This is a genomic window from Paenisporosarcina sp., assembly GCF_049671445.1.
Taxonomy (GTDB): Bacteria; Bacillota; Bacilli; order Bacillales_A; family Planococcaceae; genus Paenisporosarcina.
Window position 1 is genome coordinate 1 of record NZ_JBATUX010000007.1, and the last position, 24,724, is coordinate 24,724.

The following is a 24,724-nucleotide window of genomic DNA, read 5'->3' on the forward strand; positions in this document are numbered from 1 at the left end:
GTCTTAAATCATCGTATTGGGAGCTTGTCTGTGCAATTTTTTCTTCTACTAGATCTTTTACAACTTTTTCATCTGATACTACCCCTACATATTCACCACTAGCATATATATGAAAAATCTTCTGCAATTGACTGCTTTCATTGTCTTTTGCAAATCCGATATTAAATGTAAGACTTGAAGCAAGCATTACGATTACGGCTGCTTTTTTCATTATATTTGATGTGCGGGTTGGTTTGCGGTCGGATGAAATCTTCTCCCTGTCACCAGTATTCCATTTCAAATTCATGATAAAGCCCCTCTCAAAATCTCATCCGAAAAACGAACGGTTCTTTTTATGTGAAACATTTCACACATATATTAATTTAACATATCCTATTTCCTCAGTGCTTAAGATTGTCCACATTGTAAAGAAAATGACTCATTCAATCCATGTATTTCATTTAATTAGTATAATTTGTATTTAAATCATGCCTATTTTCTATTAATTCGAACTAATTTTCTCAAAGAATTCTATCTTTTTACCTAAAAACTCACTTTCAACAAACCTGTTTTGTTATGTTTGTCATATTTCAAGGTAACTTCCTATGCTATTCACCTGAAATACGGTAAAATTAGTATACTAGTTTGAGAAGGGGAAATTCATTTGACAGATGAACAAGAACAACGAAATGCTATCAAAAAAATACCCTATGCTCATAGAAAAGCATCTAAAGCTGTCGTAGCAAAGCGTATTGTGATGATTATCATTGGTGCTGTTTTTATGGCAATGGGTATTGAATTGTTTTTAGTGCCAAATCAATTATTAGATGGTGGGATTGTTGGAATATCCATTATCCTATCTCATTTAACAGGTCTTCAAATAGGACTCTTTATCTTCCTTCTAAACATTCCTTTCTTTTTTATTGGATATAAACAGATCGGTAAAACCTTCGCTTTGTCTACAGTATTAGGTATTACTGTCCTTTCAATTTGCACATATTTTTTACATCCAGTGGCACGTTTCACAGATGACTTACTTCTCGCAACCGTTTTTGGCGGAATAGTACTCGGTATAGGTGTTGGACTTGTTATTCGTTATGGTGGTTCTTTAGATGGTACTGAAATCTTAGCTATTCTTTTTAGTAGCAAGACAGCTTTTTCTGTAGGGGAAATCATTATGTTCTTCAACATAATGATTTTCACGATTGCAGGGTTTGTATTTACTTGGGAACAAGCGATGTATTCCGTCTTGGCTTATTTTATCGCTTATAAAACCATTGATATTGTCATTCAAGGATTAGATGAATCGAAGTCAGTTTATATCATCAGTGAAAAAGTAGATGAAGTCGGTGAAGCAATAATTGATCGGCTTGGACGTGGTGTTACTTACTTACACGGTGAGGGTGCCTATACCGGCGATAAAAAGAAAATTATATTCACTGTAATCACCCGTTTAGAAGAAGCAAAATTAAAAACCATAGTAGAAGATATCGATCTCCAAGCGTTTGTTGCAATTGGTAACATAGCAGAAGTACGCGGTGGCCGTTTCAAGAAAAGAAATATTCATTAATTTCATATCAAAGAAAAAATGCGCTTTCCTATTTTGGAAAGCGCATTTTTTATGTTATTAGTCCCTTAGATTGGTTTTTCTCGCTAACTAGCTGTTGGAAAAGTTTTTTGAAGGGCTCGAAGAAGAACCAGAAAAGCAATGTGAACAATGAGAAAGAGCACGATGGACATAATTCCTAACACCATTGCAGTATTTTGTTCCATATTTAATAAAAATGGCTGTAGAAATGTGATACTTAGTGCAATACTCATATAGATCATCATCATTTTTCTGACCCGATTATGATATTCTTCTTGATTAATTGGATACTCGACTTCATGTAATAACATGAGAAATATAAAATAAACAAGAATCAAATCACCAATGGACATGACAAACCCGTATAAAACCCATTCCAAACTTGCTAATTGCATTTGCTGCAAGACTTCTCCTGACAAAAAGAGAGTTGGAAGGGACAACACCATCAGGATATACGCAGTCATTTCTGCTTTTTTAGCTCGTAATCCCCCTGTTCCAAGTTTGACAATGCCAACCCCTATGAGTAGATAGCCAACAGGATCAGGTAAAACATCAATAAAGATGTGGATGTCGAGAAGAATCAGCAAAAAACCAATGATTATATTCTTAAATCCATGCCTTTTCATTGCGTTTCTCCCGCTTTCTTAATCATTTGATGTAAACTTTCAGTTGTCAGTTGTGGAATGTGCTGCAATGACACTGGAGCGATAACCTTTTGTCCGTCGACCGTTTTTCCCTCCCAGTCAATTCGTGCATCGATTGCCGTGGTCAAAGTCGGGTCAATCTGTACGTATAAACCGACAGTCCCTTGTGGTTCTAAGGAAATGGGCCAATCTATGTCTTTAGCAAGTGGTTGAGACACGTCATCCCAGTCAGGCATATTCCCAGCTTGATAAACGGCATCAGGAACTCGGGCTTTTTCTCCTTCGTAATGCACTTTCACTTGTACATCCTGCGTAATGTATATAGGCACAATGACTTCATCCATTTTCAGCTGTTCTTCTGCAACATAAATAGTTGAATGGAGACCGTTCGACGTTCCCCCAGACGACATACTAGATAATTTATGTTCTTCTTTAACCCTTGAAGAGTTGAAGTGAATTTCCCCAATATTATATTCCTTTATCGTGCTGTCGCCGAACGATAGAATAACATTGTTCCAAGTAAAGGGTTTATCCTCAACTCCTTCAGGAGAAAGCATTGAATGGTCAAAGTGGCCTTCTAACAAGAGATGATGGGTGAACTCCTGCACGATATTTGGCGTATTGTATATCGAATTTTCATTTCCATATAACCACATATCATTACTAGATGATATGTTTGGAATCGACAAACCGTTCACCTCCAACGATTGAAGTATCGCTGGATTGTTTTTGTTGGTTAAGTAGTAAATTTTGAAGAAATGGGTCTGTTCCATTGGAAGTTCAATATAGTGTTTCAATACAATTGGTTCTTCTAACTGCTCTGTCTCGTAAATTGCTATATTGATCGCCCATGCCACCGCTATTAGCATGAGTGCTCCCCAAAACCACCATCTCTTCATTTTCATCCCCCTCAATCGTCAGAAAACTTTCATTTCTTTTACATACGAAAAAAAGCGAAGAAAGTTTCCTTTCCTCGCTTTTTCCTGAATTAATATTTAGCGCCAAACGCTAGTAATAATATTTGTTTGATTTCGATCTGGTCCTACTGAGAAAATCGAAATTGGTACACCACTTAATTGTGAAATACGTTCTAAGTAGTGTCGCGCAGTTTCTGGAAGTTCATCAAGTGATTTGCAAGATGTTACGTCTTCGCTCCAACCTGGTAGTTCTTCATAAACTGGTTCGCAGTCTGCTAACATACGTAAGTTCGCTGGATATTCTGTAATCAGTTCACCCTTATAGCTGTAAGCTGTACAAATCTTCACAGTATCCAAACCAGTCAACACGTCAATCGAGTTAACTGTAAGATCTGTTAAACCACTCACACGACGTGCATGGCGAATAACTACGCTATCAAACCAACCGATACGTCTTGGACGACCTGTTGTTGTTCCATACTCTTTCCCAACTTCACGAATTTGATTGCCGACTTCGTCAAATAATTCAGTTGGGAACGGACCGTCACCTACGCGAGATGTATATGCTTTACATACACCCACAACATGGTTAATTTTCGTTGGTCCAACACCCGCTCCAATTGTCACGCCACCTGCTACTGGGTTAGAAGATGTCACAAATGGATAAGTACCTTGGTCAATATCTAACATAACACCTTGTGCACCTTCAAATAGCACACGTCGACCGTCATCTAAGGCATCGTTTAATACTTTAGATGTATCAGTTACATACTTGGCAATTTCTTGACCATAGCCGTAGTATTCTTCAAGAATTTCTTCTTTTGTAAAACCTTCTGTTTCATAGAACTTATCGAATAAACGATTTTTCTCTTCTAAAGCGCGCTCAAGTTTTTCTTCAAATACTTCTTTATCAAGTAAGTCGGCCATACGAATACCTACACGTGCTGCTTTGTCCATGTAAGCTGGTCCAATGCCTTTACCTGTCGTTCCAATTTTATTTACACCACGACGAGTTTCTTCCACTTCGTCTTGCTTCAAGTGGTAAGGTAAAATGACGTGTGCACGATTTGAAATACGTAAGTTCTCAGTCGTTACCCCACGGTCATGTAATCCTTTTAACTCTTTCACTAATGCTTTTGGATCGACAACCATTCCGTTGCCGATTACTGAAATCTTGTCTTTATAGAAAATACCAGATGGGATTAAATGAAGCTTGTATGTTTCTCCACCAAAAATAATGGTATGTCCCGCATTATTACCACCTTGATAACGAGCAATTACTTCAGAATTCTCAGATAGAAAGTCTGTAATTTTCCCTTTACCTTCGTCTCCCCATTGTGTTCCTACTACTACCACCGATGTCATAATCAGCACCTCCGTCAGACGCTTTCACGCGTCCTGAATCAAACAGTGTAATTGTACCAACGTAAACGCTCAGAGTCAACCAAAAACTAGAAAAAACACGAACGTATAATGTTGTCAGACATTTATCGTTCGTGTTTTTTCTATCAAGCTAGTAAATCAGTTCGTTACCATTGCATGGTGACGGAACATATTTGCTAGTAGTCAGGTGTGGGTTGTGTATGTTGACTCCAATCAATATTTACAAACTTATTAAATTCTTTAACGAAAGCAAGGGTTACAGTCCCTGTAGGACCGTTACGTTGTTTCGCTATAATAATTTCAATCATGTTTTGATTTTCAGTTTCCTTATCGTAGTAATCCTCACGATATAAGAAAGAAACGATATCGGCATCTTGCTCAATACTTCCTGATTCACGTAAATCGGACATCATTGGACGCTTGTCCTGACGTTGCTCTACTCCACGGGAAAGCTGAGACAATGCAATAACAGGCACTTGTAGCTCACGTGCAAGTGATTTTAATGACCTTGAAATTTCCGATACTTCTTGTTGACGATTTTCTTGACCGTTCGAGCTTCCAACAATCAGTTGCAAGTAATCAATCATAATCATCCCAAGACCAAACTCTTGTTTAAGTCGACGACATTTTGAACGAATTTCATTAATACGAATGCCTGGTGTATCATCGATGAAAATTCCAGCGTTAGACAAACTACCCATTGCCATTGTTAGTTTGCGCCAATCTTCTGCAGTTAATGCACCCGTTCGTAATACTTGTGCATCGATATTGCCTTCCGCACAAAGCATACGCATGACAAGTTGTTCTGCACCCATCTCAAGACTAAAGATGGCAACATTTTCTTCCGTCTTGGTTGCCACGTTTTGCGCCACATTCAACGCAAAAGCGGTTTTACCTACTGAAGGTCGGGCTGCAACTATAATCAAGTCATTGCGTTGGAAACCAGCTGTAATTTTGTCTAAATCACGGAATCCCGTAGGAACTCCTGTTATATCGCCTTTACGAGCATGAAGAAGCTCAATGTTGTCATACGTTTGTACCAACACGTCTTTAATGTGCCTGAAATCACCCGCATTTTTCCGATTGGATACTTCCATCATTTTCTTTTCAGCTTCAGATAATAAGGCTTCTACTTCATCTTCACGTGTGAAGCCATCTTCGACGATATTGGTTGCTACACGAATTAAACGGCGTAGCAAAGCCTTTTCTTCCACTATACGCGCATAATGTGCGATATTGGCAGCGGTAGGAACTGAATTCGCTATTTCTGTTAAATACGAAAGTCCACCAACGTCTTCAAGTTCTTTTTTAGACGATAATTCTTCGGTCACCGTCACGACGTCAATTGGTTTTCCTTGATCGCTTAAACGATTCATCGTCTGGAAAATCTTTTGGTGCGCTACTCTATAAAAATCTTCATATTGTAATATTTCTGCAGCCGTAATGAGCGCTTGAGGCTCTAAAAAGATAGCCCCAATAACGGACTGTTCAGCTTCTTGGTTGTGAGGGGGAATCCGATCCATCATGGGCTCGCTCATTGCAGTCTCTCCTTATGCTTCTTCTGTTACGTGTACCTTCAAGGTAGCTGTTACTTCTTGATGTAATTTAACAGGAATGTTGGTATAACCTAATCCGCGAATGGCATCATCTAATTCCATTTTACGTTTATCGATTTTAATTCCTGTTGATTTATGAAGTTGTTCAGCTACTTGTTTCGTTGTTATCGAACCAAATAATCGGCCACCTTCACCAGATTTAGCTTTTAATTCTACTGTTACTTCTTCTAACTTCTCTTTTAACTTTTTCGCATCTTCATGCACTTGTTCTGCTTGTAGATCTTGTTTGCGTTTTTGACCATCTAATGCGCTAATAGTTGCTTGGTTAGCTTCTGTTGCTAAATTGTTTTTCAATAAAAAGTTATGTGCATATCCATCTGCTACATTTTTAATTTCGCCTTTTTTTCCTTTGCCTTTAACATCTTTTAAGAAAATTACTTTCATGTTGATTGGCCTCCTTCAATTTCAATAATTGCTAATTTTAGTTGTTCAATCGCTATATCAATCATGCCATTTTTAATCTGACATGCGGCATTAGTTAAATGACCACCGCCACCAAGTTTTTCCATAATGATTTGAACATTAATTTCACCCATAGAACGCGCACTAATGCCCACATCCCCGTTATCTTTTTTTGCTACTACAAATGAGGCTGAAACACCTTTCATTGTCAGTAGAATATCGGCAGTTTGAGCAATAAGCACTTGACTATAAGGTTTCGTTTCTTCCCCGTGAGCAATAGCAATTCCTTCGCGGAAAAATTCAACGGTTTGAACAATTTTTGAACGTTCAACATATGTTTCTATGTCTTCTTTCAATAAACGTTGCACTAACACTGTATCTGCCCCGTTTGTTCGTAAATAGGAAGCTGCTTCAAAGGTTCTTGCTCCTGTACGAAGAGTAAAGCTCTTTGTATCAACAATAATTCCTGCAAGCATTGCAGTTGCCTCAAGCATCGATATTTTATCATGTTTTGGTTGATACTCAAGTAATTCTGTTACAAGTTCGGCTGTTGATGATGCATACGGCTCCATATAAACAAGCATTGTATTTGATATAAACTCTTCACCACGACGGTGATGGTCAATAACCACTACTTTTTCCGCTCGATTTAAAAGTTTTTCGTCAATAACCATACTCGGTTTATGCGTATCAACCACTACAAGTAATGTGCGATCTGTTAATTTCGCTAAAGCTTCTTCAGGTGTGATAAAGCGTTCGAACAGCTCTGGCTTGCTCTTCACTTCTTCCATTAAACGAGTTACGCTTTGGTCAAGTTCATCAAAATCTATTACAACATAACCATTAATTTGATTCATCTCTGCCATCTTACGAACACCTACAGATGCACCTATGGCGTCCATATCAGGCAATTGATGCCCCATTACGAACACTTGGTCACTATCTTGAATTAAATCGCGTAAGGCATGTGAAATGACGCGTGCCCTAACTCGTGTGCGTTTCTCAGCTGGGTTCGTTTTTCCGCCATAAAACTTCACTTTTCCACTTGGCTGTTTAATGGCTACTTGATCTCCACCACGCCCTAATACTAAATCCAAACTAGACTGTGCAAGATGACCAAGTTCAACTAATGATGATGATCCTGCACCTACTCCGATACTAAGGGTTAAAGCTAGGTTTAATTTAGACGTAGTTTCTCGTATATCATCTAAAATCGCAAACTTCGTTTTTTCTAACTCAAGTAAAATGGATTCGTTCAATACAGCAATGAAGCGGTCTGATGAAACACGTTTAACATAAATCCCATAGCCTGCTCCCCAATTATTGACTAAAGACGTCACTAAGCTGTTTAACTCACTACGTGTTTGATCTCCCATTCCTTGTGCTAATTCATCATAGTTATCAATAAACAACACGCCAATGACACTACGATCAGCATAATACAATGTTTCAATCTCTGTTTGTTCGGTAATATCAAAGAAATACAAAAGCTTTTCTTCTTGTTTATAAAATATTTTGAATTTTTTCCCAGACAAACTAATCGTTTGCTCTTTATTATCTTCTTGCTTTACAAGTGAATGAAATTCTTCCGACAATGTGAATAAATTTTCTCCAATAATGGAATCAAATTCGAGTTCTCTTGCCATATATGGATTTGCCCATTCGATTGTCCAATGCTCATTTACCAATAAAATACCAATCGGCATTTCGAGTAACGCTTCTTCTCCTACACGTTTCATCCGGTAAGACAAAGTCTCGATATGTTTTTCCGTCTCTTCATATAAACGCTTCTCTAATCGCCAACCTATTAACAATACTGTGGCAAACAGAACAGCAACAATTATACCTATCCACATATGCCAGAACAGGAGTAAAAGAGCGCTTATTAGGCCGAGCAATGATAGAAAAAATAAAGGAATACGAATGGGTCTTTTTCTAAAAAATGCTGACATTTTTCCAGCTCCTTATTTTCTGTTCTTCTCTTTGACATACGATCGAGCGTTGAATCCCAAATCAAAAATCCCAATTATTAATGTAATCGACTGTAAAGGGAACGCTAAAATAGTTGCAACAATAGCAAGCCATTTTGGCCATCTCTGTTGATGTATGTAGAAGTGAATGAACGAAATACCTTGTAAAATAAGTAATACTCGAAGTATTAAGGCGGCATTTGCAATAACCATAAACGCAAAAGTGCCCTTCTCTAATTCCACAAATAAAGTAACTATTAGCACTACCATGTAATACCATAGTATTGATTTAGGGAATTTTAAATTTCTAAATGCAGGGAACTTCGGTACGACTAATCCCAATATTTTTAAAACAGGTACTAAAATATTGATGAACACAATGACCAAAAGAAAAATGGAAATTATTAAAATGGATGGCATTACTGTTTCAAACATGAATAAGACTTCTGCTACCGTATTATCATAGTTATTCGGCAAAGCATTATAACGTTCTAAAAAAGCACCCATTTGCTCATATTGATTTGATGCGATTGTTAATAATGATGTCACCGGATTAAACTCAAAAGTTAGTATAACGATCACATACTGAATGACAAGAGTTACAAGTAATACAATGGCTGTCGACAGTAACATAAATAACTTACTTTTCTTCATCCTAATTGCATCGCCAATAACCAGGCCCAACAGTGCATGAATCATGCTAAATGGGACTGCCAGCAATCCTCCAATAAAATAAGATATCCCGATACTAACTATAGTAACGAGAATAGACGCTTTGCGATTAAATTTTGCACTATACCAAGCTATTGGCACAGCGATAAAAAATGAGGTAACCAAGTTTACGATAGGCACATATAAAGAAACAGCCAACAAAATTGAAAATAGTACAATTACCATTGTACCTAAAGTTAGCTGCCTTTTTTGTTCATTCGGCATTCAAAATCCTTCCTAACTTAAAAATCATGTAATCATTTATAAGTTACCGTATTTCTCTGTAGTTCAATAAGAGAATCACCTTGTTGGACATTTATTCAACCCTTAGGAAGGCAACTTTACCTTCCTATTGTAACATGTTGAACAAGATGCAACAAAAGTTCAAAACAAGTTAAAATGCAGACATCAAAAAAAGACCGGTTTCCCGGTCTTTTAAGCGTACATGTTCAATTCTTATCTCTCTTCAGTAGAGAAAGGAAGTAATGCCATGATACGTGATAATTTGATTGCTGAAGTTAATTTACGTTGATATTTAGCGCTTGTTCCCGTAACTCGACGTGGAAGAATTTTTCCGCGTTCTGATACGAATTTTTTAAGCAAATCAACATCTTTATAGTCAATGTGCGTAATATTGTTTGAGTTGAAATAACAAACCTTTTTACGTCTTTTGCCTCCGCGACGTGGTGCCATATTGTTTCGCCTCCTTAGTGTTTGTTTGTATTTAAGTGTGTTTGAAAAGATGTTTCATCATCACGGTAAGTCAAGCTCGCATTTTCGATTCAGTCTTTCCACCGTCAAAGTCGAGCTTGAGTAGCACGTTTCGCTTTTCGACTCAGAATGGTAAATCGTCGTCTGAAACTTCGATTGGGCCACTTCCGCTAGAGAATGGATCTTGATCAACACGTGTATAGTTTTGCTGATTTGGTGATTGATTCTGTTGATTAGATGAATATTGATTGTTTTGGTTTGAACCGCCGCCATAAGGTTGTCCTTGTTGAGGACGATCTCCACCAGAACTATTACGTGGTTCAAGGAATTGAACACTATCAGCTACAACTTCAGTCGTGTAAACACGCTTTCCATCTGTGCCTTCATAGCTCCCAGTTTGAATACGCCCTTCGACACCTGCTAAACTTCCCTTTTTCAAAAAGTTTGCTGTGTTTTCAGCTGGTTTTCTCCAAACAGTACAGTTGATAAAATCCGCTTCTTTTTCACCTTGTTGGTTAGAGAATGAACGATTTACAGCTAGTGTAAAACGTGCAACTGCAACTCCACTTGGTGTATAACGAAGCTCAGGATCTTTTGTCAGTCTTCCGACTAAAACCACTCGGTTAATCATCAGAATACAACCTCCCTCGTCTGCAAGTTGTTTCGAGTAAACTCGATTTTATATTCTTATTTTTTAACGTGTGCTTTGACAGCTACAAAACGAATAATATCTTCGTTAATGTTAGCAAGACGGATGTACTCGTCGATTGCTCTTGAATCAGCGTTTGCTTTCACGATTTGGTAGAAACCTTCGCGGAAGTCATTGATTTCATAAGCTAAGCGGCGTTTGCCCCATTCTTTTGACTCGATGATTTCAGCACCATTCGAAGTCAAGATTTCGTCGAAACGAGCTACTAGAGCTTTTTTCGCGTCATCTTCGATTGTTGGGCGGATAATGTACATTAATTCGTATTTTTTCATCTTTTTTGCACCTCCTTATGGACTTGGGCCTGACTGTAACAGTAGGCAAGGAGCAAGTAACGTTTATTACTCACATCAATTGATTGTATCACAATCCCAATGCACACGCAACCAACTATTTATATAGTCATGCGATACAGCATTTCGGTATACTAACTATATAGAGGTGAAAGTCATGCAACAATGGACCAATCCAACAAAAATAATAGACTTAAACATTCAACAAATTGGTAAGACAGGTTTGATTTTGACCATTATCTTAAGCATTGGTCTTTTATTACTGAATAGTGTTGTGCATCGAGATTTTTCATTTAATTTTTCTTGGTTAGGTCTGTTCCTCTTCTTGGTTGGATACATCTTCTTAATTGTCTTACATGAAGCAAGCCATTTAATCGGTTTCGTCCTATTTGCCAAAGTTCCTTGGCGCTCACTTGACTACGGGATTAATATGCAATTAGGCGTTGCCTACGCGACAACAACTGAAGCAGTTCAAAACAAAGCCATGAGAAAAGTGTTAATCCTTCCGTTTTGGACAACTGGAGTTCTCCCTGCAATAATTGCTATTTCGATTAATAGCCCGCTTCTTGCTTTATTATCAGCTTGGTTAATAGCTGGTGCAGTTGGAGATTTTTCAATGATAAGAGAGCTTCGAACAGTCGATGATGATGCATGGATTAAAGATGATCCAGAACTACCTAAACTATATATTTTCGAACATAAATAAAGCTGCTTCCCGTTTTAAAGGGAGCAGCTCTATCTATGTTGAGATTGACGATAATTCTTCCAATCACCTGAAGGAATTGCAACCATTTTCATCGATTCGTCGCATATGGTGTAGACTACCGCTTCTATTAAACCGTCTAAAGTTCGTACTTTCACGATTTCTTTCGAATACAAATCGGTTGTTGGATTGCCCGTATGCCCCTCTAAATCATCAAGGTTTAACCACATATGGTCTGGAATCTCGTAAATGTCTCCGACAATAGTGGAACCCTCCGCAAGTTCAATCGTGGGATATCCATTCCCTGTGTCATACATTTTCGCTTGAAGCACCCCACCAGTATATAAAAGTGTTGCACCGTTCAGCACATGATGATTGGTCTCTCCATGTAATAATGTTCCGTATACAAATAAATTCATGTTTAATCCACCTTTTACCTGGTATTCAAAAAACGGATTAGCCGAATTTCGACTAACCCGTTTGTATTATACGTTGAAGCGGAACAACATAACGTCTCCATCTTGCACGATATATTCTTTACCTTCTAATCTCACTTTTCCTGCTTCTTTTGCTGAAGCCATAGAACCGTTAGCGACTAAGTCATCATAAGATACTGTCTCTGCGCGAATAAATCCACGTTCAAAGTCAGTATGGATAACACCAGCACATTGAGGAGCTTTCATTCCTTTACGGAATGTCCAAGCACGCACTTCTTGTACACCCGCAGTAAAGTACGTAGCAAGACCCAATAATTTATATGAAGCTTTTACTAACTGATCTAATCCTGCTTCTTTAATACCTAATTCTTCAATAAACATGGCTTTCTCTTCATCATCAAGTTCAGCCATTTCTTCTTCTATCTTCGCGCAAATAACAATAACTTGCGCATTTTCTGATGTAGCGAATTCGCGAACTTTTTGAACGTATTCATTTTCTTCAGCGTTTGCGATTTCGTCTTCAGCAACGTTAGCTACATATAGCATTGGTTTAGATGTTAACAAGTTCAGCCCTTTAACTACTCGCAATTCTTCTTCTGCAAATCCTATAGAACGTGCTGGTTTTCCTTGTTCAAAGGCTTCCAAAAGTTTTGCTAATATTGGCTCTTCCACCATTGCATCTTTGTCTTTCTGTTTTGCCATTTTGCCTACACGTTGTGAGCGTTTTTCAACACTTTCTAAGTCAGCCAAAACTAATTCTAAATTAATTACTTCTATATCAGAAATCGGATCTACTTTCCCGGCAACATGCGTTACATTTTCATCAACAAAACAACGTACAACTTGGCAAATTGCATCGACTTCACGAATGTGTGCCAAGAATTTATTTCCTAGCCCTTCGCCTTTGCTAGCGCCTTTTACAATACCGGCAATATCAGTAAACTCAAAAGCTGTTGGAACTGTTTTCTTTGGAACAACAAGCTCCGTTAATTTATCAAGACGCTCATCTGGCACTTCTACAATTCCAACATTCGGATCGATTGTACAGAATGGGTAGTTTGCTGCTTCAGCCCCTGCTTTTGTAATTGCATTAAATAAAGTTGATTTACCAACATTTGGTAATCCTACAATCCCTGCTGTTAACGCCATGTGGTTTCCCAACCTTTCATAATTACTAGCTCTTCTATATATAAACACTAGCTTTTCACTTTTATCATAATCTCACTTCGAACGTATAATTGAGTTCGTGTGACGTTCTACTATAATCATGTAACTTATATATTATAGGTTTTTGTTGGGGTATTGTCTATTCTTCTGAAGAGAGTTCTGCTTTCTTCACTACCTTTTTCATTTTCTTTTCAAACTCTCTCCGAGGAATCATTACGCTATGTTGACATCCTTCACACTTTATCCGTACATCAGCCCCCATTCGAATGATCTTCCACTCGTTTGTTCCACAAGGGTGTTGTTTTTTCATTTCAACAACGTCACCAAGATCAAAGGTTTTTATGTCCATTATATTTTCCCCTTATCATCATTCTTTACAGAATCACCTATTCCTGAATCCACGGATCCTGTTTTCTTCTGATACATCACCATTTTCGGATATGGAATCTCGATACCATGTTCATCCATAAAAATTTTCAAATCTCGGCGAATAATACGTGCAACCGCGAAATGTTGCATAGGCATTGTTTCCGCTGTAATACGCATAACAACTTCAGAAGCTGCTAAATTTTGAACACCAAGTAATTCTGGAAGCTTTACTAACTGTTCATATTTTTCCGGAAGTCCCAATAAAAACTCACGAATAAGTTCTTCTGCTTTTGGAATGTCCACTTCATACGCTACGCTCACATCTACAATGGCAATGGAATTGTTTAAGGAGTAGTTAACGACTTCGACAATCGTACCGTTCGGGAAAATATGAATTTCTCCATTTAATCCTTTAAGTTTAGTCGTACGCAAACCAATTTCCTCAACGGTTCCTTCAGCTGCACCGATCCGCACATAGTCCCCTACTGAAAATTGATCTTCAAAAATAATAAAGAACCCAGTAATAACATCACGAACTAAGTTTTGTGCGCCAAAACCGATTGCTAAGCCAAGTACTCCAGCACCCGCTAGCAATCCCGTTACATTTATAGTTAAAGCAGATAAAACGGCTAAAATAGCAGCGAAATATACTACATAGGCAAGTCCGTTCTGAAGTAATTTAAGCAATGTGTTTTGTCTTCGTTCTGTATAACGTAAAGGTGCTTTCATGCGTACTTCAAACACTTTGCGAATGACAATTTTACCTACTTTTACTACGATTCCAGCCAAAAACATAATAAAGATGACTTTTAATATGATCACACCAGAGTCAATCCATAATTGTTCGTCTAGCAGTGAACTTTTGATGTTTTCAATCATTTTTTCAACGGTCAATTTGTCTTTCAATTTGTCTACCACCTTTTTGAATAAAGCCCATTTCTAATACGTATACTATGAAAAAAAAGAGAGTGAGCTTACCCTATGTTTGCATATTCATCTCAGCTACAACCAGAACAATATTTCTATCAAGATTCCGGCGTTGCTTGGCGCTTAAGCTCGCTTTTTCTTCAAATTATTCCTTTCGAAAAATCAAATCTCACTTTTTGCTGTATAGGCACCGATCGTTCCACTGGAGACGCGCTAGGCCCTTTAGTGGGTACTTGGCTTAGCGAATATCCTTCATTTCCATATGAGGTTATTGGGACATTACAGCACCCTCTTCATGCTTTGAATTTACAACAAAATATAGAGACACTTCAAGCAAGAACCGTTAAACCTTATGTAATTGCAATTGATGCTTGCTTAGGAAAAGTTGAGAAAATTGGCCATATCATTATTGAAAAAGGCCCTCTTTTCCCAGGAAAAGCAGTAAAAAAGAATTTACCTTCGATTGGAGATCTTTCAATCAAAGGAATTGTAAATATTGGAGGCTATCAAGAGTATACCGTCTTACAAAACACACGACTTCAATTACCATATGATATGGGTAAAATTTTATCTCGTGGACTTCTACTTGCTTGGCAGCGGCACCAAATGAAATTGATAAGCAATCGTAACGACGATAGCCACCACCAAAATGCCTGGCAATAAGTTGGCTACTCTTATTTTAGTCAAACCAATCATATTTAAACCAATCGCAACAATCATAATCCCACCAGTTGCCGTCATTTCACGAATAAACAATGCAAGAGCTTCCTCTGGAATAAGGCGACTAATTTGAGTAGCAAAAAGTGCAATTGTTCCTTGATACAGAATTACAGGTACGGCAGATAAAAGAACACCTATACCTAAAGTAGTAGCTAAAATAATCGAGGTAAATCCATCGATTAACCCTTTAACAATAAGTAAATCATGGTCATTACGTAATCCACTATCTAATGAACCTATTATTGCCATTGAGCCAATAACAAAAATCAGAGTTGCAGAAACAAATCCTTGTGCAATACTAATGTTTTCTCCTTTTTTGTTCTTGCCCACTTTTGATTCAAGCCACTGACCAAATCGATTAAGTTGTAAATCTAAATCAATCCATTCACCGATGACCGCACCCAATACTAAACTGATAATAACAATTAAAAATTGCCCGCTTTCAAATCCCATTTGAAGCCCTATTACAGTTACAGCAAGCCCTATCGCGTACATTACTGTTTGCTTCATATTTTCTGGAATGTTTTTTAATAATCTTCCTATAATGGTACCAACAATTATGAGAAGAGCATTAATCAATGTCCCTAATAACACCATCTTTTTTCCTCATCTCACCTTTGTTTTTTCTACTTCTACATTCGACTCATTCATACTATATCGTTGTTTATCGTACATTTGTGCTAGCCGCAAATGTACTTTTTCGTTTGTTCTTTAACTTAGCCTTACATTTAAAAATAGAACCTATTCCCTTAAAGAAAAAACTCTTCAAGGGAATAGGCAATTTAATCCTCTAATAATTCTAATATTCGTTCTAAATCATCTTCTGAGAAAAATTCGATTTCGATTTTCCCTTTATTCTTAGTTTTTTTAATTGAAACTGTAGTACCGAAAATTTCACGTAGTTGAGATTCTTTTTCTTCTATGAAAATATCTTTATTTACTGTTTTAGATGTTTCACGTGAAACATTTTCATTCATACGTTGGACAAGTGATTCAAGTTGTCTAACATTCAGGTTCTCTTTCGTTACTTTATCAGAAATAGTAGGGATTAATTTTTTTTGTTTTAATCCAAGTAATGCTCGTCCATGTCCCATCGAGAGCTTATTTGCAGAAATCTTCTCTCTAACCACTTCTGGCAAAGATAATAATCGAATATGATTGGCGATATGAGGACGACTCTTCCCTAAACGGAATGCCAATTGTTCTTGGGTAAGACTTAGGTTTTCCATCAAGTTTTGATATGCATCCGCTTCTTCAATCGGTGTTAAGTCTTCACGTTGCAAATTCTCAAGTATCGCGATTTCCATCATTTGTTGATCGGTAAACCCTCGAATAACAGCAGGAATTTCACTTAAACCAGCAGCTTTAGATGCTCGAAAACGTCTTTCTCCTACTACAATTTCAAATAATTTACTTTTTTTTCTCAAAATGATTGGTTGAAGAACGCCGTGTTCTTTAATTGATTCAGATAGTTCAGCTAGTGCTACTTCATCAAAAATTTTACGTGGCTGAAATGGATTAACCTTAATAAGATTTACAGAAATTTTTTCAACTGTTTCCATTTGATTAATTGATTCTCCAGGGAAAATCGCATTAATTCCCTTACCTAAACCTTTACCTAAACCCTTAGACATTACGAATCACTTCCTTAGCCAACTCTAGATATACTTCTGCACCGCGAGATTTTGGGTCATAAATAATAATAGGTTCACCATGACTTGGCGCCTCACTTAGTCGTACGTTACGAGGAATAATCGTTTTATATACTTTATCTTGGAAGTACTTTTTCACTTCTTCAATTACTTGAATACCTAAGTTTGTTCGAGCATCAAACATGGTTAATAACACACCGTCAATGGTAAGTTGGTTATTTAAGTGTTTTTGCACTAAACGAATTGTGCTTAATAACTGGCTCAATCCTTCTAAAGCATAATATTCACATTGAACAGGAATTAAAATAGCGTCTGAAGCCGTTAATGCATTAATTGTTAACAACCCAAGTGACGGCGGGCAGTCAATAATAATATAATCATAGTCTTCTTTTATTTCTTGGAGTGCACGTTTTAAGCGAACTTCTCGAGATATGGTGGTAACGAGTTCAATTTCAGCTCCTGCTAAAGAAATTGTTGCAGGTACTACATGCAGATTTTCTACTTTGGTTTCTAAAATCACATCTTTTATATCTATATCATCTATTAATACGTCGTAAATACATTGGTGTACATCACCTTTATTGACACCAACTCCACTTGTTGCATTTCCTTGTGGATCAGTATCCATAAGCAAGACTTTTTTCCCTAAGTAAGCAAGACATGCGCTTAAACTTACAGATGTTGTCGTTTTACCTACGCCGCCTTTTTGGTTGGCGATCGCAATAATTCTCCCCACGCTTGCACCTGCTTTCTCCTGATCATACCTATCTTTAAACTTGGTTGCATTCCCTCTTCAATCTTGTAATCCAAACTAAATAATTAGAGTGTTCTGACTTATTAATTGAGAGTGGTTCATTTTCTCTTATCATTTCATTCTAACAAAATTTTTATAAAAAAAGGATTATATTATTATTACAAATCAAAAAACTCTTGCTAAATACATAGCAAGAGTTCACAACTTCGCAATATGATTATTTCTTTTTAGGTATTCTCACAGTAATTTGATAGAAATCTTCAAGCTCTTCTTCTTCTGTTTCCATCTTTATTCCTGTTTTTGCTACCATTGCAAATGACTGTCTAAGAGTATTCAACGCAATTCTCACATCTCGACTAATCGTTTTTCTCTTTGGTTTTTCTTTCTTTCCTTCAACTACTGGTGGATTCAACCATTCATCCACTTTCTTTTCGAGCTGCTTAACATTGTACTGTTGAGCTATAATTTCATGGAATAACTCAATTTGCTTTTCTTCTTCTTTAATCGGCATTAACGCACGTGCATGGCGCTCAGATATCTCACGTCTTAAAATACCATCTTGAATTAATTGCGGTAGTTTAAGCAGTCGCAATTTATTTGCAACTGTAGACTGTCCCTTACCTAAACGTTGTGCTAAAGCTTCTTGAGTTAATTCATGTAGTTCTAATAACTTTTGATATGCTAAAGCTTCTTCGATTGCCGTTAACTCTTCACGTTGTAGATTTTCAATAAGTGCTATTGATGCAGTTTCTTTATCACTTAAATTCCGTACAATTGCAGGAACTAACTCCCACTCCAATTTCGTCATTGCTCGGAATCGACGTTCTCCAGCAATAATTTCATATCGATCGTCGTCATCCATTTTGCGCACAACGATAGGTTGAATTACACCATGAGTGTGAATTGTACGAGCTAATTCTTCAATTTTAGACTCATCAAAAACTGTCCGAGGTTGGAAACGATTCGGGACAATTAGATGTAAAGGGATTTTTAAAACTTCTTCATATTGTTCGGCTGTTTGCTTTGTAGCAGCCATTTCTTTCTCGCCACTTCCAAAAAAACGTGAAAAAGGACTTTTCATCCCCGAGGCACCACCTTTAAGAAACTCACTACTTGTACTTATTCGCGACAAATCTCGCCAATCCTTTATTAATGTTCCACGTGAAACACAAAGTTACAATGGAGATTTATTAGGAACTCCAGGTTTTCTTGGATACTTTTTAGGAGTGCTTTTCACTTTATTAAATACAAACAATGAACGCTCACTATTTTCAACTGGCAAAGTGAATGAATATTCCTGAATTTTTTCAGCACCCAAAATGGATAATGCCTTTTTTGCGTCGCTTAATTCGTCTTGAGCAGCTGCAGCTTTCATTGCTACAAACTGTCCTCCAACTTTTGCTAATGGAATGCAAAGTTCTGATAATACAGTTAATCTCGCTACTGCTCGTGCAGTTACCATATCATACTGTTCTCTGTACTTTGAATTTTGTCCAAATTCTTCTGCTCTAGCATGAACAAATTGAACATTAGATAGTTTCAATTCCTCGCTTAAGTGAGTAAGAAACTGAATGCGTTTATTCAATGAATCCACAATTGTTACTTGTAATTGAGGGAAACAAATTTTCAATGGAATACTTGGGAAACCCGCTCCGGCCCCTACATCACAAATTGACTGATCTTTTGAAAAATCCACATAGAAAGCCATGCTGATTGAGTCGTAAAAATGTTTTAAGTAAACGGATGATTGATCTGTAATTGCTGTTAAATTCATTTTTTCATTCCACTCAACAAGCAGCTCGAAATATCTATTAAATTGTTGAAGTTGTTCAGGATTTAAATCTATCCCTTTTTCTTTGAGTGCTTCAACAAATTGTTCTTCGTTCATATGAGACCCCTTCCGTATATGAAGAGTGTCTATATGCTGAAAATCGCAACATAGACACATTTATACTTATCCGGATATTTTAGCTATTCTTCCTTGTTCAATATACACCAATAGGATGGAAATGTCAGCAGGATTTACCCCTGATATACGAGATGCTTGAGCAATTGATAAAGGTCTAACTTCTATCAATTTCTGTTTCGCTTCAGTAGCTATGCCAGAAATTGCATCGTAGTCAATTTGATCTGGAATTTTTTTGTTTTCCATTTTTTTTAATTTTTCAACTTGTAGAAGAGATTTTTCAATATAACCTTCATATTTAATTTGGATTTCGATTTGTTCTTTCATCTCATCCGTTAATTGAATAGTTGATGGTGATAACATAGCAATATCTTCATACGTCATTTCAGGACGTTTTAGTAAATCTTGTCCTTTAATTCCATCTTTTAACTCCGTTCCGCCTTTCGAACGAATAATGCTTTGCGTTTCTTCGTTCGGTTTAATAATGGTTTTACGTAGTCTAATGATTTCTTCTTCGATTAATTTCTTTTTAGCTTCAAAACGTTCGTAACGCTCTTCAGAAATCAATCCAGCAGTAAATCCTATTTTTGTTAATCTTAAGTCTGCATTATCATGACGTAGTAACAAACGATATTCCGCTCTTGATGTTAGTAAACGATAGGGTTCGTTCGTTCCTTTAGTAACTAAGTCATCAATTAAAACTCCGATATATGCATCAGAACGACTTAATATAATTTCTTCTTTATTTAAAGCACGAGCAGCGGCATTCATTCCAGCCATTAACCCTTGACCAGCCGCTTCTTCATAACCAGATGTTCCATTAATTTGACCAGCTGTATATAAATTTTGAATTTTTTTCGTTTCTAATGTTGGCCATAATTGAGTAGGTACCATTGCATCGTATTCAATCGCATATCCAGCACGCATCATTTCAGCTTTTTCTAAACCTGGAATGCTTTCAAGCAATTTACGTTGCACATGTTCAGGTAAGCTTGTAGAAAGACCTTGAACGTATACTTCACGTGTATTACGACCTTCTGGCTCTAAGAAAATTTGGTGACGTGGTTTATCATTAAACCGTACGACTTTATCTTCAATAGACGGACAGTAACGTGGACCCGTACCTTTAATCATCCCTGAATACATTGGTGATAAATGTAAATTTTCATCAATTACTTGATGTGTACGTTCGTTGGTATATGTTAACCAACAAGGTAATTGATCCGTGATAAATTCAGAAGTCTCATAGCTAAATGCTCTTGGGACATCGTCTCCTGGTTGAATTTCTGTTTTGCTGTAATCAATCGTTTTACTATTTACGCGTGGAGGCGTTCCTGTTTTAAATCGAACTAAATCAAAACCTAAATCTCTAATATTGTCTGCTAATTTTAATGAAGGTTGTTGGTTATTAGGGCCACTTGAATATTTCAAGTTTCCGATAATAATTTCTCCTCTTAAAAATGTTCCTGTCGTAACAATGACTGTTTTCGCGCGATAGATTGCACCAACTTGTGTAATTACCCCTTGAATTTCATTGTTTTCAACAATTAATTCTTCTACCATCGCTTGATGAATAGACAAATTATCTTGTTCTTCCATTAAGCGTTTCATTTCTGCTTGATATAAGACTTTGTCTGCTTGTGCACGTAAGGCACGTACAGCTGGTCCTTTACCTGTATTTAACATTCTCATTTGAATATGTGTTTTATCTATTACTTTCCCCATTGCGCCACCTAAAGCGTCAATTTCACGGACGACAATTCCTTTGGCTGGGCCTCCGATGGATGGATTACACGGCATAAATGCAATCATATCTAAATTTATTGTTAGAACTAGAGTTTTTGCACCCATTCCTGCTGCAGCTAATGCTGCTTCAGCACCGGCATGCCCTGCTCCAATAACAATTACATCGAACGAGCCCGCTTCAAAATTCTGCATTTTCGTTCATTCCTTTCGTTTATCCTATTTATATTTGCAAGCACCATTTTAGCGCTCTTTAATTTTCTTTTCTTACGGTCTAGCTTCAAACTCTCCTGCGAAACAAGTTTTCGCATCGTTCCTTTTATTTCCCTAAGCAAAATTGTGAAAATAGTTGATCGATTAGACTTTCTTCAACTGTATCACCTGTTATTTCACCTAAAATTTCCCATGTTCGAGTGACATCAATTTGAATCATATCGATTGGCACGGCAGCGTGTGCTGCATTGATCGCATCTTCAATTGTATGTTTCGCTTGATGTAACAACGCAATATGACGGGCATTTGATACATAAGTTAAGTCACCACTATCTAAAGATCCTTCAAAGAATAAAGAGGCTATCGCTTCTTCTAATTGATCTACTCCTTCTTCTTGCAATAAGGAAGTCGTAACAATCTTTCGGTTACCTGCTAGTTCTTGAACGCGTTGCGTATCAATTTTCTTGTCTAAATCAGTTTTATTAATAACGACGATAAAATCCATCCCATGAATTGCTTCAAATAAACGCTCGTCTTCAATTGTTAGCTCATCCGAATGGTTTAGTACCAAAAGAATCAAGTCAGCTTGTTTTAGCACTTGTCTAGAGCGCTCTACACCGATACGTTCTACTATGTCTTCGGTTTCACGAATACCCGCTGTATCGACAAGTTTCAGTGGTACACCTCGAACATTTACATATTCTTCGATAATATCGCGTGTTGTTCCGGCAACTTCCGTTACAATCGCTTTATTTTCTTGTACTAAGCTATTCAACAGAGATGATTTACCTACATTTGGTCGTCCAATAATGACAGTAGACAAACCTTCTCTTAAAATTTTCCCTTGCACGGATGTTTGTAGTAATCGTTCGATTTCATTTTGAACCCACGTTGATTTTTCAATGATCATCGGCAGGGTCATTTCTTCAACATCATCGTACTCAGGGTAATCTATGTTTACTTCCACTTGCGCTAAAGTTTCTAGCAATGCTTGGCGCAGTGTTGCTATCAATCGTGATAATTTTCCATCCATTTGTCCGAGTGCTACATTCATAGCTCGATCCGTCTTCGCTCGAATTAAATCCATAACAGCCTCTGCTTGAGACAAATCGATACGTCCATTTAAGAATGCTCGTTTTGTAAACTCTCCTGGCTCGGCAAGTCGTGCACCGTGTCTCAATACAAGTTGCAGCACTTGATTGACTGTAACGATGCCTCCATGACAATTTATTTCAACAACGTCTTCTCTTGTAAAGGTTTTTGGACCTTTCATTAAAGACAACATGACTTCTTCTACTACATCGCCTGTATTAGGCTCTATTAAATGTCCATAATGGATTGTGTGCGTAAGTTGAGTGCTTAATGCTTTTGCACCTGGTGAACGAAAAATTTGATCAGCTATTGAAATTGCATCTGATCCACTTAATCGGACAATCGCAATAGCTCCTTCACCCATAGGTGTGGATATCGCAGCAATAGTATCGAATTCCATGATCGTCCACCTCCTTTTCCTTCTTTATCCACATGTGGATAACTAAAAACGGTCATGATTCTCTAACGTATAACAATAGCATAAAATCACTAAAATCGAAAGCAGGAAACGTCAGTTATCGCCACAAGAAAACGGACCTTTTCGTCTAATGACGTAAGGTCCGTTGTTAATTACTTCAAAGGTTCGATAACGAGATAACGATTAGGGTCTGTTCCAACTGATACAGTTTCAATATCTAAACGACGAGATAATGCATGATGTATCACTTTTCTTTCATAAGAAGGCATTGGTTCAAACTCTACTTTTTTACCCGTCCGAATTGCTTTATCAGCCATGCGTTCAGCTAATTGTTCCAATGATTCTTGACGACGCTCGCGGTAATTTTCAACATCGAGTTGAATCATCAAGAATTGGTTGGAGTATTTATTTGCTACTAACTGAGACAATTGTTGTAGTGCATTTAGCGTCTGACCTCTTTTTCCAATCAGAACCGCTGCTTTTTTACTTTCAAGACGCAGTGTGACGTATTTCCCGTCTTGCACTGTGTGAATAGTTAAATCATCAATTTTCATATCTGTCGCAACTTGTTTCAGATATGTTTTCGTCTCTTCGACAGCAAGTCCTCGAGTGGACTCGTTGTTTTCTAAAACAATTGATTCTTGTTGAGGAAGAGCTACTACTTCTTCTACTTGTTCTTCTGTAGGTTCAGGTGCAGATTCAGGTTCAGCCAATACGACTTCATCCACTTGTTCGTCAGGTTTTTCATTTTTTACCGTGACTTGCACTTCTGCAAGTCTAGAGCCAAATCCTAAAAATCCTTTTTTGCCTTCAGTTAAAACATTTACGGTGACTTGTTCAATTGTTGTCCCAAGTTTAACTAATGCTGTAGATATCGCTTTTTCAGTTGTTGTACCCGTTTGCGTAATCTGATTCACCTTTTAGCCCCTCCAGTTTTAGCAGGTTGAAGTGTGCGTTTTTCCCATGGTTTGTAAATAACCATGTTTTGAATTAATGAAATAATATTTCCGATTACCCAGTAAAGTGTTAATGCAGAAGGTAAGAAAATACCAAATCCTACAATCATGAATGGCATGAAATACATCATGATTTTCATTTGAGGGTTATCCATTGCTGGTCCTGTACGTAGTACTAAGAACTGCATAATCCCAGCTAAAATCGCAAGTATAATACTTGGTTCTGCAAGTGGGAACCATAAGAAACTACCTAAGTTAATTTCTGGCGTTGAATTCATGCGACTAATCGCGTGGTAGAAACCAATTAAGATTGGCATTTGAATAACTACAGGTAAACAACCTGCTGCTGGATTCACGCCTCTCTCTTTAAACATCGCCATCATTTCTTGTTGATACTTCTGTTGAGTTGCCGCATCTTTTGAACTGTATTTTTGCTTGAGTTTAGCAAGATCAGGTTGAATTTCTTGCATTTTTTTTGCACTCTTTGTTTGTTTAATCATTAATGGAAGAATTGCTAATCGGATAATAATTGTTACAAAAACAATTCCTAAACCATATGTTCCAAGTAATTCTTTAAACATAGTTATTAATGCAACAAGAGGCCAAACAATGAATTCATTCCAAAATCCTTTACTGTCCTCATAAATTGGTTGGTTATATTCTGTACATCCACTCAGTAATAGAGTGACAGAAACAAGCGTGAGGACTAAAGCTAAGCGTTTATTCACCCTTCTTCCCCCTAAAACG

26 protein-coding genes and 1 pseudogene are annotated in these 24,724 nt (G+C 37.3%); 3 read left to right on the forward strand and 24 right to left on the reverse strand.

The genetic code is table 11. The annotated features are described in order from the left end of the window. Positions 1-286: pseudogene (locus tag WBG45_RS00190) on the reverse strand (hypothetical protein); the annotation flags it as partial. 357 nt (positions 287-643) lie between these two features. Here WBG45_RS00190 and WBG45_RS00195 point away from each other — a divergent pair. Beyond that, positions 644-1,549 (forward strand): YitT family protein, encoded by a 906-nt coding sequence (locus WBG45_RS00195; protein WP_424411796.1) that lies wholly within the window; start codon positions 644-646, stop codon positions 1,547-1,549. A gap of 83 nt (positions 1,550-1,632) precedes the next feature. Here WBG45_RS00195 and WBG45_RS00200 read toward each other — a convergent pair whose 3' ends face one another. From WBG45_RS00200 to rpsF, 10 genes are all read right to left on the reverse strand, one after another. After that, positions 1,633-2,193: a hypothetical protein gene (locus tag WBG45_RS00200; RefSeq protein ID WP_424411797.1), complete on the reverse strand. Its 561-nt coding sequence runs from the start codon at positions 2,191-2,193 to the stop codon at positions 1,633-1,635. Then, a complete protein-coding gene (locus tag WBG45_RS00205; RefSeq protein WP_424411798.1) occupies positions 2,190-3,110 on the reverse strand; it encodes a hypothetical protein in 921 nt (306 codons plus the stop codon). The genes WBG45_RS00200 and WBG45_RS00205 overlap by 4 nt, the downstream gene beginning before the upstream one ends. Positions 3,111-3,206: 96 nt before the next feature. Further along, positions 3,207-4,493, reverse strand: a complete 1,287-nt coding sequence (locus WBG45_RS00210; RefSeq protein ID WP_424411799.1) for an adenylosuccinate synthase — start codon at positions 4,491-4,493, stop codon at positions 3,207-3,209. Between the two features lie 194 nt (positions 4,494-4,687). Continuing rightward, the gene (gene dnaB, locus WBG45_RS00215; protein ID WP_024536268.1) at positions 4,688-6,049 is read right to left on the reverse strand and encodes a replicative DNA helicase; all 1,362 of its coding nucleotides are present in this window, start codon (positions 6,047-6,049) and stop codon (positions 4,688-4,690) included. Positions 6,050-6,061: 12 nt separating this feature from the next. Beyond that, the gene (gene rplI / locus WBG45_RS00220; protein ID WP_024536269.1) at positions 6,062-6,511 is read right to left on the reverse strand and encodes a 50S ribosomal protein L9; all 450 of its coding nucleotides are present in this window, start codon (positions 6,509-6,511) and stop codon (positions 6,062-6,064) included. Continuing rightward, entirely contained in the window at positions 6,508-8,481 is a 1,974-nt protein-coding gene (locus tag WBG45_RS00225; RefSeq protein ID WP_424411800.1) for a DHH family phosphoesterase, read from the reverse strand. Before WBG45_RS00225 ends, rplI begins: the two co-directional genes overlap by 4 nt. 12 nt (positions 8,482-8,493) lie before the next feature. After that, entirely contained in the window at positions 8,494-9,435 is a 942-nt protein-coding gene (locus WBG45_RS00230; RefSeq protein WP_424411801.1) for a YybS family protein, read from the reverse strand. Positions 9,436-9,666: 231 nt separating this feature from the next. Further along, positions 9,667-9,903: a 30S ribosomal protein S18 gene (rpsR, locus tag WBG45_RS00235; protein WP_017378776.1), complete on the reverse strand. Its 237-nt coding sequence runs from the start codon at positions 9,901-9,903 to the stop codon at positions 9,667-9,669. A gap of 142 nt (positions 9,904-10,045) precedes the next feature. Beyond that, positions 10,046-10,552 (reverse strand): single-stranded DNA-binding protein, encoded by a 507-nt coding sequence (gene ssb, locus WBG45_RS00240; RefSeq protein ID WP_024536272.1) that lies wholly within the window; start codon positions 10,550-10,552, stop codon positions 10,046-10,048. A 56-nt stretch (positions 10,553-10,608) separates the two neighbouring features. Continuing rightward, complete coding sequence (gene rpsF / locus WBG45_RS00245; protein ID WP_024536273.1) at positions 10,609-10,902, reverse strand: 30S ribosomal protein S6; 294 nt, start codon at positions 10,900-10,902, stop codon at positions 10,609-10,611. Between the two features lie 175 nt (positions 10,903-11,077). Between rpsF and WBG45_RS00250 the strand changes: the two genes are divergently transcribed. Continuing rightward, positions 11,078-11,626 (forward strand): DUF3267 domain-containing protein, encoded by a 549-nt coding sequence (locus WBG45_RS00250; protein WP_424411802.1) that lies wholly within the window; start codon positions 11,078-11,080, stop codon positions 11,624-11,626. Between the two features lie 29 nt (positions 11,627-11,655). Here WBG45_RS00250 and WBG45_RS00255 read toward each other — a convergent pair whose 3' ends face one another. From WBG45_RS00255 to WBG45_RS00270, 4 genes are all read right to left on the reverse strand, one after another. Beyond that, positions 11,656-12,042, reverse strand: coding sequence for a gamma-glutamylcyclotransferase family protein (locus WBG45_RS00255; protein WP_424411803.1), 387 nt, complete (start codon positions 12,040-12,042; stop codon positions 11,656-11,658). Positions 12,043-12,108: 66 nt separating this feature from the next. Next, positions 12,109-13,209: a redox-regulated ATPase YchF gene (ychF, locus tag WBG45_RS00260; RefSeq protein WP_424411804.1), complete on the reverse strand. Its 1,101-nt coding sequence runs from the start codon at positions 13,207-13,209 to the stop codon at positions 12,109-12,111. A gap of 157 nt (positions 13,210-13,366) precedes the next feature. Beyond that, entirely contained in the window at positions 13,367-13,576 is a 210-nt protein-coding gene (locus tag WBG45_RS00265) for a DUF951 domain-containing protein (protein WP_424411805.1), read from the reverse strand. Then, positions 13,576-14,475 (reverse strand): mechanosensitive ion channel family protein, encoded by a 900-nt coding sequence (locus WBG45_RS00270; protein WP_424411820.1) that lies wholly within the window; start codon positions 14,473-14,475, stop codon positions 13,576-13,578. The genes WBG45_RS00265 and WBG45_RS00270 overlap by 1 nt, the downstream gene beginning before the upstream one ends. 102 nt (positions 14,476-14,577) lie before the next feature. On the opposite strand from WBG45_RS00270, the gene yyaC reads away from it, so the two are divergent. After that, positions 14,578-15,186, forward strand: coding sequence for a spore protease YyaC (gene yyaC / locus WBG45_RS00275; RefSeq protein WP_424411806.1), 609 nt, complete (start codon positions 14,578-14,580; stop codon positions 15,184-15,186). On the opposite strand, the gene WBG45_RS00280 is transcribed toward yyaC, so the two are convergent. The 9 genes from WBG45_RS00280 to yidC all read right to left on the reverse strand — a co-directional run bounded on the left by WBG45_RS00280 (position 15,106) and on the right by yidC (position 24,705). Further along, complete coding sequence (locus WBG45_RS00280; RefSeq protein ID WP_424411807.1) at positions 15,106-15,840, reverse strand: DUF554 domain-containing protein; 735 nt, start codon at positions 15,838-15,840, stop codon at positions 15,106-15,108. The genes yyaC and WBG45_RS00280 overlap by 81 nt on opposite strands. Positions 15,841-16,025: 185 nt before the next feature. After that, positions 16,026-16,877: a ParB/RepB/Spo0J family partition protein gene (locus tag WBG45_RS00285; RefSeq protein WP_424411808.1), complete on the reverse strand. Its 852-nt coding sequence runs from the start codon at positions 16,875-16,877 to the stop codon at positions 16,026-16,028. Beyond that, the gene (locus tag WBG45_RS00290) at positions 16,870-17,631 is read right to left on the reverse strand and encodes a ParA family protein (protein WP_424411809.1); all 762 of its coding nucleotides are present in this window, start codon (positions 17,629-17,631) and stop codon (positions 16,870-16,872) included. The genes WBG45_RS00285 and WBG45_RS00290 overlap by 8 nt, the downstream gene beginning before the upstream one ends. Before the next feature lie 235 nt (positions 17,632-17,866). Further along, positions 17,867-18,730: a nucleoid occlusion protein gene (gene noc / locus WBG45_RS00295; RefSeq protein ID WP_424411810.1), complete on the reverse strand. Its 864-nt coding sequence runs from the start codon at positions 18,728-18,730 to the stop codon at positions 17,867-17,869. 93 nt (positions 18,731-18,823) lie between these two features. Then, positions 18,824-19,537 carry a 16S rRNA (guanine(527)-N(7))-methyltransferase RsmG gene (gene rsmG, locus WBG45_RS00300; RefSeq protein WP_424411811.1) on the reverse strand — a complete coding sequence of 238 codons (714 nt, stop codon included), beginning with the start codon at positions 19,535-19,537 and terminating at the stop codon, positions 18,824-18,826. Positions 19,538-19,603: 66 nt separating this feature from the next. Continuing rightward, the gene (gene mnmG / locus WBG45_RS00305; RefSeq protein ID WP_424411812.1) at positions 19,604-21,493 is read right to left on the reverse strand and encodes a tRNA uridine-5-carboxymethylaminomethyl(34) synthesis enzyme MnmG; all 1,890 of its coding nucleotides are present in this window, start codon (positions 21,491-21,493) and stop codon (positions 19,604-19,606) included. A 124-nt stretch (positions 21,494-21,617) separates the two neighbouring features. Continuing rightward, positions 21,618-23,003 carry a tRNA uridine-5-carboxymethylaminomethyl(34) synthesis GTPase MnmE gene (mnmE, locus tag WBG45_RS00310; protein WP_424411813.1) on the reverse strand — a complete coding sequence of 462 codons (1,386 nt, stop codon included), beginning with the start codon at positions 23,001-23,003 and terminating at the stop codon, positions 21,618-21,620. A 170-nt stretch (positions 23,004-23,173) separates the two neighbouring features. Continuing rightward, positions 23,174-23,938, reverse strand: a complete 765-nt coding sequence (gene jag / locus WBG45_RS00315; RefSeq protein WP_424411814.1) for an RNA-binding cell elongation regulator Jag/EloR — start codon at positions 23,936-23,938, stop codon at positions 23,174-23,176. Beyond that, positions 23,935-24,705 (reverse strand): membrane protein insertase YidC, encoded by a 771-nt coding sequence (gene yidC / locus WBG45_RS00320; RefSeq protein ID WP_024536288.1) that lies wholly within the window; start codon positions 24,703-24,705, stop codon positions 23,935-23,937. The genes jag and yidC overlap by 4 nt, the downstream gene beginning before the upstream one ends. Positions 24,706-24,724 lie beyond the last annotated feature (19 nt).

Bases quoted from the DNA above. Each gene is read 5' to 3' on its own strand.
- WBG45_RS00200 (WP_424411797.1), bottom strand. From the start codon at position 2,193: ATGAAAAGGCATGGATTTAAGAATATAATCATTGGTTTTTTGCTGATT.
- WBG45_RS00205 (WP_424411798.1), bottom strand. From the start codon at position 3,110: ATGAAGAGATGGTGGTTTTGGGGAGCACTCATGCTAATAGCGGTGGCA.
- WBG45_RS00210 (WP_424411799.1), bottom strand. From the start codon at position 4,493: ATGACATCGGTGGTAGTAGTAGGAACACAATGGGGAGACGAAGGTAAA.
- dnaB (WP_024536268.1), bottom strand. From the start codon at position 6,049: ATGAGCGAGCCCATGATGGATCGGATTCCCCCTCACAACCAAGAAGCT.
- rplI (WP_024536269.1), bottom strand. From the start codon at position 6,511: ATGAAAGTAATTTTCTTAAAAGATGTTAAAGGCAAAGGAAAAAAAGGC.
- WBG45_RS00225 (WP_424411800.1), bottom strand. From the start codon at position 8,481: ATGTCAGCATTTTTTAGAAAAAGACCCATTCGTATTCCTTTATTTTTT.
- WBG45_RS00230 (WP_424411801.1), bottom strand. From the start codon at position 9,435: ATGCCGAATGAACAAAAAAGGCAGCTAACTTTAGGTACAATGGTAATT.
- rpsR (WP_017378776.1), bottom strand. From the start codon at position 9,903: ATGGCACCACGTCGCGGAGGCAAAAGACGTAAAAAGGTTTGTTATTTC.
- ssb (WP_024536272.1), bottom strand. From the start codon at position 10,552: ATGATTAACCGAGTGGTTTTAGTCGGAAGACTGACAAAAGATCCTGAG.
- rpsF (WP_024536273.1), bottom strand. From the start codon at position 10,902: ATGAAAAAATACGAATTAATGTACATTATCCGCCCAACAATCGAAGAT.
- WBG45_RS00250 (WP_424411802.1), top strand. From the start codon at position 11,078: ATGCAACAATGGACCAATCCAACAAAAATAATAGACTTAAACATTCAA.
- WBG45_RS00255 (WP_424411803.1), bottom strand. From the start codon at position 12,042: ATGAATTTATTTGTATACGGAACATTATTACATGGAGAGACCAATCAT.
- ychF (WP_424411804.1), bottom strand. From the start codon at position 13,209: ATGGCGTTAACAGCAGGGATTGTAGGATTACCAAATGTTGGTAAATCA.
- WBG45_RS00265 (WP_424411805.1), bottom strand. From the start codon at position 13,576: ATGGACATAAAAACCTTTGATCTTGGTGACGTTGTTGAAATGAAAAAA.
- WBG45_RS00270 (WP_424411820.1), bottom strand. From the start codon at position 14,475: ATGATTGAAAACATCAAAAGTTCACTGCTAGACGAACAATTATGGATT.
- yyaC (WP_424411806.1), top strand. From the start codon at position 14,578: ATGTTTGCATATTCATCTCAGCTACAACCAGAACAATATTTCTATCAA.
- WBG45_RS00280 (WP_424411807.1), bottom strand. From the start codon at position 15,840: ATGGTGTTATTAGGGACATTGATTAATGCTCTTCTCATAATTGTTGGT.
- WBG45_RS00285 (WP_424411808.1), bottom strand. From the start codon at position 16,877: ATGTCTAAGGGTTTAGGTAAAGGTTTAGGTAAGGGAATTAATGCGATT.
- noc (WP_424411810.1), bottom strand. From the start codon at position 18,730: ATGAAAAGTCCTTTTTCACGTTTTTTTGGAAGTGGCGAGAAAGAAATG.
- rsmG (WP_424411811.1), bottom strand. From the start codon at position 19,537: ATGAACGAAGAACAATTTGTTGAAGCACTCAAAGAAAAAGGGATAGAT.
- mnmG (WP_424411812.1), bottom strand. From the start codon at position 21,493: ATGCAGAATTTTGAAGCGGGCTCGTTCGATGTAATTGTTATTGGAGCA.
- mnmE (WP_424411813.1), bottom strand. From the start codon at position 23,003: ATGGAATTCGATACTATTGCTGCGATATCCACACCTATGGGTGAAGGA.